Genomic DNA, 10139 nt, shown 5'->3' with positions numbered 1-10139 from the left:
TAAATTTCTCATTAATTGATAAAATCCCCATACAGCAATTGTTTGACGACTATTATCTACAAGATTTCAAAGAACTTAATTGTAATCAATTGAAATTTAATTTATAATGTTAGGATGTTAGTGATAATTTACTATTATAGTGTATGTAAGAATATGCGTTTGGTATTTGTTGTTCTATTTTTGTATGATTATTTGAAACTGCTTTAACTTCTTTCAGTTGTTTTAAATAATCATTGCCTTTTATTTTTAATATTGCTTGAAATGGAACATAATAATCTACATGTTCTAATTTTAACCTTCCGCCTTTTCCTTGTATTGATTCTTCAAAGCTAACTTTAAATTCAGAAGTTAAAATCGGTCGTTTTTTTGTTATTCCTGTTTCATTTTTAATTTCAATAAATCCTTCTTTACATAATTCAGAAACAATAATATTCAGTTGTTCTTTGGGAATATTTAAAACCTTTTCTATATCATAGTAATTTCCATCGCCATAGTATTGCTTAAGAAAATAAAGTATTTTTAAATAGTTATCCATTGCTTTGTTGTCGTACTGCAAAATTAAAAAAATAAAAGTAAAGAAGTGAATTTATTTTGTTTTGAAAAGTAAAATTTTTGTATCTTTGTACTAACGCAAAATGGTTCTTTGTAAGGTAAAGCAAAGATAGATTTTGGTGGGTTATTCGGTGGACTTGAAAAGATAAGGTTTCAAAAACCACTATTAACAGGCAAAGAGCGAATAAGGTTCAGTTCCCATTCTCTCCGCAAAACAAAATTTACTTCATGCAAACGTTTTTTTACTTGCAGTAAGTTTTATACATCATAGTCCCCTGAGAATTTCCCATATTAATTGCCTTCTGCCAGTCATTGCATGCTTCGCTTTTCAGATTTAACCTGTACTTTGCAAGTCCAAGATTAACATATGAATTAGAATACGTATTATCTATTTTCAGTGCTTCATTGTAATCATCAATGGCACTGCGAAATTCACTTGTATAAAATTTGACATTTCCGCGGTTAAAATAAGCCATCATGAAATTCGGATTCAATTGAATTGCTTTAGAATAATATGAGTTTGCTTCTTTCATTTGTTTTAAGCTGAACAAAGAAAAACCAATATTGTTATATATTTCAGGAACATTAGGATTCAACGCAAGTCCTTTATAATAGTCCTCAAGAGAACCCTGAAAATCTCCAGTATTGCTTTTCAATGCACCTCTGTTTATATATGCTTCCATGTAATCTGGCTTCAATTCAATTGCTTTAGAATAATCTTCTATCGCTCCTTTAATATCATTAACATACTGACGGGCAAGACCTCTATTGTTGTATACTTCGATATATTGGGGTTTTATTCTTATTGCATCGGTATAATCCTGTATTGCTTCATTATATTTTTTTAAATAGTAAAATGACATTCCCCGGTTATAAAGGGCATTAATACAATTTTTATTTATGTTTATAGCTTTTGTTGCTGCTTCAATAACACCCTCATAATCCTTGATTTTCATTTTAGCAGAAGCAACCTGCGAATGAGCTTCGCTGTTCAGTGGATATTTTTTAGCACCATCGACAAACAAGGTAACACAATCTTTCCATACTTTATTTCTCTGCCACGTTGAGAAAGAAAAAAATATTGTATAGATAAATAATAAACCAATAAATGAAAATTTTACAAACTTCATCAGTTTGAGTTTTTTATCTTCAATATTGCTGTATAATTGTCCGACAATAAAAAACAACCCAATGTAGGGAATATATGAATAGCGTTCAGCAACAATAGCATTTCCAACAGGAACAACCTGAATAACGAGGGCAATTGTAACAAAATAAAACAAAAACCCGAAAGCCAAAAGTTTTCTGTAATTTTTAAATTTATAAACACCAAACAAAATGCTAATAATAACCAAAGCAGATAAATAATAAGTGAATGGCAGAAACCCATTATTTTTAAACGGGTAATAATGCATTGCTGCCAGCCCAAGAGGAGCAAGCATTTTGTAAATATAAAAAATTAACGAAAAGCAAGCCATAAAAATCCTGTCAACAAAATTGTATGCAACAAGAGTGTTAAAGGCACCGAATTGCTTTTGCGCATTCATAGTAATAACACCAAAAATAAATGCTAATATAAAATACGGAATTTTTTCAACTATAAGTTTTGCATTTAATTTTCTGCTGTAGTAATAATCAAGAAGAATAATTACACCCGGCATGCAAACCGCAGCCGGCTTCGAATACAGCGAGGGCAGAAACGCAATCAACGATAAAAACAAATAGAAATAATTTTTATTTTTCTTAATGTACATTACATAAAAAATAAGTGAAATAATGAAAAATAAAGTATAAAGAACGTCTTTTCGCTCAGCAATCCAAGCCACCGACTCAACATGCATGGGATGTATTCCGAAAAAAAGCGAAACTATTATTGCCGCCGAATCTCTTTTCGTAATAATATAAACCAGAATAAACACTAATAAAACATTTAAAAGATGAAAAATAAGATTCATTAAATGGTATTTGTGCGGGTCGAGTTTGAAAAAATGATAATCTATTGCATACGATAAAACCGTAACGGGATGATAGTTTGCACCAACAAATGTTTTAGTTGAAAAAAAAGTTTTTATGTTTTCCGCAGAAATACTCTTTATTAAAGGATTATCCATTACTATCGGATAATCATCCCACGAAGTAATAAAATCGTTTTTTATTGAATTGGAATAAACAGCCGCTGTTAAAAGAAGTATTATGAATATCTTTAAATATAAATATATGCTTTCTCCTCTTTTTTGTTTCACAATGGGAACTGTTTTAGGAGGAACAACTCTTTTTTTATTGTTTTTCTTCTGCATGAAAATTACTCAAAAAAGCAAATTTACATTAAAAAATTAAATGCAGGATAATATTTTGGAAATTCAAATATGGATTTATCCTTTATGCAAATTACTCATATTTTAAAAAAATAAAAATTGTTTTTTTATTTATATGTTTATTTATATTTGTAGATTGACTTCTTACAAATTGATTTTTTTATGAAAAAAATAATCTTTCTTTCTGTTTTATTATTCATCAATGTATCCTTTGTTATAGGACAATTGGATGTAAGAACATTCAAAACAAAATACAGCAAGGCAGAAGACCTTATTGATGCTGAAAATTTCGACGCTGCATTACCTATATTCCAAGAACTCGATTCACTTAATCCAAATAATTCAAACATTCAGTTCAAAATCGGACTTTGTTATTTCAATTTACCTGTAAACAAAGAACTATCAATTCCATACTTAAAAAAAGCATCTGCTAATGTTACAGCAGAATTTAACGGCGAATACAATGAAAAAAAAGCACCTGCTCATACTTTATATTTTTTAGGTAAAATTTATCTTATTACTTACAAGCTTGATGATGCTATTGATTGCTTCAAGAAGTTTAGAACATACCTGAGAGTAGGTACAAATGATGATTTAATTGAAGATACTGAAAGACAAATTGAAATGTGCTATAATGCAAAAAAAATAATAAAAAATCCAATAAACATCAAAATAGAAGATATGGGAGCAAGTGTAAATACAATGTTTCCCGAATATTCCCCTGTTATTTCGCATGACCAGAAAACTCTCATTTATACTTCAAGAAGAGAAAGAAGCACCGGCGGATTGAAAGATGTGGAAGGAAAATACTATGAGGATATATTTATATCTAAGAAAGATACATCAGGAAAGTGGAAAAAAGCACAATCAATAGGGTCAGCTATCAATACCCCTTCGCACGAAGCAAGTATAAGTTTATCAAAAGACGGCAAACAACTTTTTATTTATAAAGGTGAAATAAATAATGGTGATATTTATGTCAGCAAAGCAAGAGGTTCCACATGGGCTACTCCCATTGATTTGGGGACTACTGTAAATACAAAATACCACGAAACTCACGCTTCGCTGTCTCCCGATGGCAAAATACTTTATTTTGTAAGTGATAAACCTGGCGGTTATGGCGGGAAAGATATTTATGCTTCCGAACTCAACCTCGACGGTAAATGGGGTGAAGCAATAAATTTAGGACCTGAAATTAATACCAAATATGATGAAGATTCTCCTTTTATTCTTGACGACGGGGTAACTTTGTATTTTAGCTCTACAGGACACGAAAGCATGGGCGGCTATGATATTTTCCGCAGCAAACTATTGCCCGATGGCTACTGGACTACTCCTGAAAATATTGGCTTTCCGATTAACACTACCGATAATGATGTGTTTTATGACCCTGCTGATGATGGAATTCACGCTTATTACTCTTCTTCAAAAAATGAAGGATTTGGTGAACAGGACATTTATATGATTACAATTCTTAAGCAAAAAGAAAAAAACATTCTTCTCATTGGTACCGTGAATGACGCATTATCATTTAAACCACTCGATGCAAACATTGAAATAACCGACAATAATAAAAAGGCAGTTATTGCAAACTTTAAAGCAGATAAAAAAGGAATGTTCTCGATTACTCTTCCAAAAGAAATAAATTATACAATAACAGCTACCTATCCTGATTATAATAATTATACCGAAATCTTTGATATCGGAAAAGATACAGTGACCACTATTATTAAAAATATAAGTTTGCAAAAACCAATGATTGCAGTTGAAAGTAAGACAGCCATAAAAGCTTTTAAAACCGAAGATTATGAAATAGGTGAAAAAATAATACTTAAAAACGTTTTCTTCGATTTTGATAAAGCAACATTACGACAAGAATCTGTAACTGAGCTCCAGAACTTAGTAAATCTCCTTAATCAGCTGCCAACGTTTGTAATTGAAATATCAGGACATACCGATAATGTCGGCTTAGCTGAATATAACAAAACTCTTTCAAAAAAAAGAGCTGAAGCCGTTGTTGATTTCCTTGCAGAAAAAGGCATATCAAAAAGTCGACTTACATACAAAGGCTATGGTTCCGAACAACCTATTGCTACAAACAGTACTGCTGAAGGAAGACAACAGAACCGCAGAACAGAATTCAAGATATTAAGCAAATAACTGCTATCCAGCCAATTAATAATTTGCAATAATTTTTCATGTAATTGATTGTAAATTTATCTAATTTTTCTTGCTTTTTAACGTAATTTTTATTATATTTGTTATAATAAACTATAATTACTAAAAAAATGACTACGAGGCAAAAATATGGTTTGATTATTTTCATAATATCATTTATAATGCTTGTATATTATAGTGAAGGATTATCACAATGCCCTAATGGCTATCATTCAACTGGAATTGAACGGGTTATAAATGGTAATTTCGAAAACGGAAACGCGAGTTTTACAAGTAGTTACGGATATAGAGCTGATTCAGCGGGATACAAACAAGAATTATGGACAGAAGGTTTATATTCTGTGTGGACAAATTCTAATGACTTGCATTCAAACTGGTCGGTATGCACCGATAAAACAAGCGGTTCGGGAAAATTTATGATAATTAATGGAGCAACAACAGCCGATGTTGGAATTTGGCAGCAAAACATAAATGTTTCAATAAATACAATTTATTACTTTACAACATGGATTAGTTCGGTGCACCCAACTAATCCGGCTCAGCTACAGTTTTCCGTTAATGGTGTTCTACTTGGTTCAATATTCAATGCTTCAACCACAACATGCCTATGGCAGCAATTTTATGCAACATGGAATTCCGGCTCTAATACAAATGCCAACATAAGTATTGTAAATAAAAATACTACCGCAAGCGGTAATGACTTTGGATTGGATAATGTTTCTTTCATACCCTGCGCACAAGATTCGTCTTTACCAATTGAACTGAATTATTTCAAAGCAGCATTAACAGATAAAGGTTTTGTGAATCTATCATGGCAAACTTTATCGGAAATTAATAACGATAAATTTATTGTTGAACGTTCCGTTGATGCTATAAATTTTCATCCTTTTGATAGTGTTAAAAGCGAAGGTAACAGCATTAAAGCAACCAATTATTTGATAACAGATACTTATCCGTTTAGCGGAATTTCTTTTTACAGATTAACACAAATAGATTACGATGGAAAAATAAAACATGTAGGTTTGGTAAAAATTAACAACAACCTGAAAAATATTAAAAATTTAATGGTTTTGCAGGGAAATTCTTTTTCTGAACTTTTATTCAAATTCTACAGCAATTCTAAAGAAGCATATAATATCACAGTTGTTGATATTATTGGCAATATAATAAAACAGGAAAAAATTGATATATCCATAGGATACAATACCTACAATTTCAATTCATCAAACATTTCAGACGGAGTTTATCTTATAATCCTGCAAAGCTCATCCGAACAATACATTTCACGTTTCATGGTAAAGAATGTTTCTTTATAATTTCCTGCGATTTGTTTAAAATTGTGAAAAAACGTAGATTTGCACACCATGCTGAAACTATTCACAGAGTTTATAAAAAAAGAAAATCTTTTTGAAAAAAATGACAAGATAATACTTGCCGTCAGTGGAGGAATTGACTCTATTGTAATGTGCGATTTGTTTTACAATGCTGAATTTAATTTTAGTATTGCTCATTGCAACTTCGGTTTACGCGGACAGGAATCGGACATGGATGAGTTGTTTGTGCAACAGACAGCACACAAATACAAAGTTTCGTTTTTTAGTGAACTTTTCGAAACAAAAAAATATTCGGAGGAAAATAAAATTTCCATCCAGATGGCAGCACGCGAGCTTCGCTACGGCTGGTTCAATTGGCTCACCGAAACCACAAATTATAAATATGTCGCAATAGCACATCATTTCGATGATGTTGTTGAAACTTTTTTCATCAACATACTCAGAGGAACTGGTATTTCGGGATTGCACGGCATTGCTACAAAAAATAAAAAAATCATACGTCCTCTTCTTTTTGCAAAACGAAAAGATATTGAAGAATATGTTTTGAAAAATAAATTAAAATTCCGTGAGGACAGTTCCAACAATGAAAACAAATACGTGAGAAATAAAATTCGCCACGATATTATTCCCGTATTTAAAAAAATACATCCTGAATTTGACAATACAATCAAAAGTAATATTGAGAGAGTAAAAGATGTAGAAGAAATTTATAAAAACGAAATAGAAAAAGTGCGAAAAAATCTGCTCATAATTAATAAAAACTACATTTCCATTTCTATTGAAGAACTAAAAAAAGTAAACCCATTGCGAACATATTTGTACGAACTCCTCTCCCCTTTTAACTTTAATTTCAGCAATATTCAAAACATAATTGAAAATCTTGACGACATTTCGGGAAAGCAATTTTTATCCTCAACTCATCGCTTAATTAAAGACAGAAGCGAACTTATTATTACTAAAATAAATGACGAACAAAAAAATGAATATTTAATAAATTTAGATGATACTTTAATAGAAGTACCACTTAAAATCAGTATCAGTAAAGCTGCTTTTAATAAAAATGCCGAAATACTAAAAAATAAAAATATTGCAACATTTGACGCCGATAAATTATCTTTCCCTTTAAAAATAAGAAAGTGGGAAAATGGTGATTACTTCTACCCTTTCGGAATGAAAAACAGAAAAAAGCTAAGCGACTTTTTTATTGACGAAAAATTTTCTTTAGTTGAAAAAGAAAATACGTGGGTTATATGCTCTGAAAATAAAATCGCATGGCTCGCAGGACACAGAATTGATGACAGATTTAGAGTTGACGATAAAACAAAAAATATTGTAATATTGGAAATATTGTAATATTTTTATAAAAAAATTATTATGAAATCATTATTGAACAAAGTAAAAAAAATATCAGGAGTAATATTAATTTTAATTATAGCATCTGAGCTTTCTTTTTCACAAGTAAACATACCACCATCAAAGTGGAAATATTCGATAACTCCCGACAAAGTAAAAATCGGCGATACTTCCACGATTACTTTCAATGCTGTTATTCCCGAGGGCTTTCATTTGTATTCATCCGACTTCAATTGTAAAATAGGACCAAATCCAGCAATATTTACTTTTGATAAAAAAGGTTATTACCTCATCGGTAAAGTAAAAGCCATTGGTTCTAAAAAAGAATACGATGATGTTTTTAAATGCTTCATAACATCTTTTTATAAAAAAGGTTTGTTCAAACAAAAAATAAAAATAACCGAAGCAACTAAAGAAATAAAATGTACAATCACATATCAGATGTGCACAAACACTGATGGTGCTTGCATCAACTATGATGAAAATATTAAAATTCCTTTGTCGGTTTTAAATGATAAAAAAACAGAACCTGCTGTTGACACTTTAAAAACCTGCTGCGAAAAAGCAACATCAATTGCTGCTGATAACAAATCCTGCTACAGTAAAATTAAAGCAACAATAAGCGATAATTCTGCTTCAGGAAATTTGTGGATTATTTTTCTTGAAGGAATATTAGCTGGTTTTCTTGCATTAATAACTCCATGCGTATTTCCTATGATTCCGATGACAGTTAGTTTTTTTCTGAAAAGAAGTGAAAAGCGAATAAAAGCAAAACGCGATGCATTGATTTACGGACTCTCAATAATAATAATTTATGTTGCTCTTGGATTTGGAATAACTTTAATATTCGGGGCAGATGCATTAAATTCGATGTCAACAAATACTTATGTCAATTTATTTTTCTTTTTATTATTGCTTGTTTTTGCAGCATCATTCTTCGGAGCTTTCGAAATACAGTTGCCATCAAAATGGACAACCGCAGCCGACAGCAAAGCAGAAAAAGCAGGCGGTTTAATCGGAATATTTTTAATGGCTTTTACACTTGTATTGGTATCGTTTTCATGCACCGCTCCTATCATAGGAACTCTTTTGGTTGAAGCTGCTGTTTCAAAAAATACATTATCCCCTCTCATTGGAATGTTAGGATTTTCCATAGCACTCGCAATTCCTTTTGCATTGCTCGCTGTTTTTCCGTCATGGTTAAATTCACTTCCAAAGTCAGGCGGATGGCTCAATTCAGTTAAGGTAACTCTTGCATTTTTATTGATTGCATTAGCATTAAAATTTTTCTCAACCGCCGATTTGGTAAATCATTGGAGAATTCTTGACAGGGAAATATTCTTAGTAATATGGATTGTGATTTTCTTATTGCTCGGCTTTTATTTACTCGGCAAAATAAAATTTGCTCACGACAGTGATGTGAAATATATTTCCGTTGTAAGATTATTTTTTGTTATAATTTCATTTTCATTTGCGATTTACCTTATCCCCGGCTTATGGGGTGCGCCATTAAAGGCAATCAGTGCATTCTCCCCACCTCTATCATCGCAGGATTTTGATTTAACAAAAAACACACCTGTAAATAATCAGGAAGTTGTTTCAGGTAAAAAATATGCCGATTTATTCCATTGTCCTTACAATTTGAATTGCTTTTTCGATTATGATGAAGGAATGGAATATGCCAAGAAAACAGGCAAACCCGTATTTGTTGACTTTACCGGATGGGGATGTGCATATTGCAAAAAAATGAAAGCTTCTGTTTGGTCTGATGCCGAGATACTGAAACGCTTTAATGAAAATTATATTTTAATTACCCTTTATGTTGATGATAAAACAACGCTTCCCGAAAAAGAACAATACGAAACAATTGTGGGTGGAATAAAAAAAGAAATAACTACTATCGGAAAAAAGTGGAGCGACTTTCAGGCAAAAAAATTTAAAATCAACTCTCTCCCCTATTACATTTTGCTTGATAATGAAGGAAATCTTTTAACCGAACCAAAATCATTCGACCCAAGCATTAAAAATTTTATAGATTTTCTAGATAACGGAATTAAAGAATACGAGAATAGAAAAGTTGAGAAAAATAAATAATTATTTTGTTTGTGGTTTGTTGTTCAAAGCAACTACAAACTACGAACAACAAACTTTTAAAAAAATGAAAAAAATCTTAATTTTAATATTCATTATTTTTAATGTAACTGCTTTTTCACAGGACTTAAAACCCACAGAAAAAGAAGCTTTACTGAAAGTAATTGTAACCGATTTCAAAGGCAACCCACGAAAATCGGAAATAATTATTTTCGAAAATCAGAGCACAAAAAAAAATATCACGGGAATTTCCGATAAAGACGGCAAGTTTTCAATTCTGATTCCAAAAGGATATAAAAATAATGTAAAAATAAAA

The 10139-nt window shown here is 31.1% G+C and carries 7 protein-coding genes; 5 read left to right on the top strand and 2 right to left on the bottom strand.

The window, feature by feature from the left end:
* Window positions 1–109: 109 nt before the first annotated feature.
* A complete protein-coding gene (locus WC223_13240; GenBank protein MFA6925203.1) occupies window positions 110–535 on the bottom strand; it encodes a hypothetical protein in 426 nt (141 codons plus the stop codon).
* A gap of 259 nt (window positions 536–794) precedes the next feature.
* The gene (locus WC223_13235; GenBank protein ID MFA6925202.1) at window positions 795–2849 is read right to left on the bottom strand and encodes a tetratricopeptide repeat protein; all 2055 of its coding nucleotides are present in this window, start codon (window positions 2847–2849) and stop codon (window positions 795–797) included.
* A gap of 180 nt (window positions 2850–3029) precedes the next feature.
* Between WC223_13235 and WC223_13230 the strand changes: the two genes are divergently transcribed.
* From WC223_13230 to WC223_13210, 5 genes are all read left to right on the top strand, one after another.
* Window positions 3030–5027: an OmpA family protein gene (locus WC223_13230; protein MFA6925201.1), complete on the top strand. Its 1998-nt coding sequence runs from the start codon at window positions 3030–3032 to the stop codon at window positions 5025–5027.
* Between the two features lie 128 nt (window positions 5028–5155).
* Window positions 5156–6361 (top strand): hypothetical protein, encoded by a 1206-nt coding sequence (locus WC223_13225; protein MFA6925200.1) that lies wholly within the window; start codon window positions 5156–5158, stop codon window positions 6359–6361.
* Window positions 6362–6409: 48 nt separating this feature from the next.
* Window positions 6410–7732: a tRNA lysidine(34) synthetase TilS gene (tilS, locus tag WC223_13220; protein ID MFA6925199.1), complete on the top strand. Its 1323-nt coding sequence runs from the start codon at window positions 6410–6412 to the stop codon at window positions 7730–7732.
* A gap of 21 nt (window positions 7733–7753) precedes the next feature.
* Window positions 7754–9826, top strand: a complete 2073-nt coding sequence (locus WC223_13215; protein ID MFA6925198.1) for a cytochrome c biogenesis protein CcdA — start codon at window positions 7754–7756, stop codon at window positions 9824–9826.
* A gap of 64 nt (window positions 9827–9890) precedes the next feature.
* A partial coding sequence (locus tag WC223_13210) for a hypothetical protein (GenBank protein MFA6925197.1) occupies window positions 9891–10139 on the top strand: 249 nt, incomplete at its 3' end.

The organism is Bacteroidales bacterium, from assembly GCA_041671145.1.
Lineage (GTDB): Bacteria > Bacteroidota > Bacteroidia > Bacteroidales > JAHJDW01 > JAQUPB01.
The sequence above is the reverse complement of the archived record's forward strand: the minus strand, read 5'-3'. Positions and strand labels throughout refer to the sequence as shown.

Coding starts and splice junctions, on each gene's coding strand:
- WC223_13240 (MFA6925203.1), bottom strand. CDS start 535: ATGGATAACTATTTAAAAATACTTTATTTTCTTAAGCAATACTATGGC.
- WC223_13235 (MFA6925202.1), bottom strand. CDS start 2,849: ATGCAGAAGAAAAACAATAAAAAAAGAGTTGTTCCTCCTAAAACAGTT.
- WC223_13230 (MFA6925201.1), top strand. CDS start 3,030: ATGAAAAAAATAATCTTTCTTTCTGTTTTATTATTCATCAATGTATCC.
- WC223_13225 (MFA6925200.1), top strand. CDS start 5,156: ATGACTACGAGGCAAAAATATGGTTTGATTATTTTCATAATATCATTT.
- tilS (MFA6925199.1), top strand. CDS start 6,410: ATGCTGAAACTATTCACAGAGTTTATAAAAAAAGAAAATCTTTTTGAA.
- WC223_13215 (MFA6925198.1), top strand. CDS start 7,754: ATGAAATCATTATTGAACAAAGTAAAAAAAATATCAGGAGTAATATTA.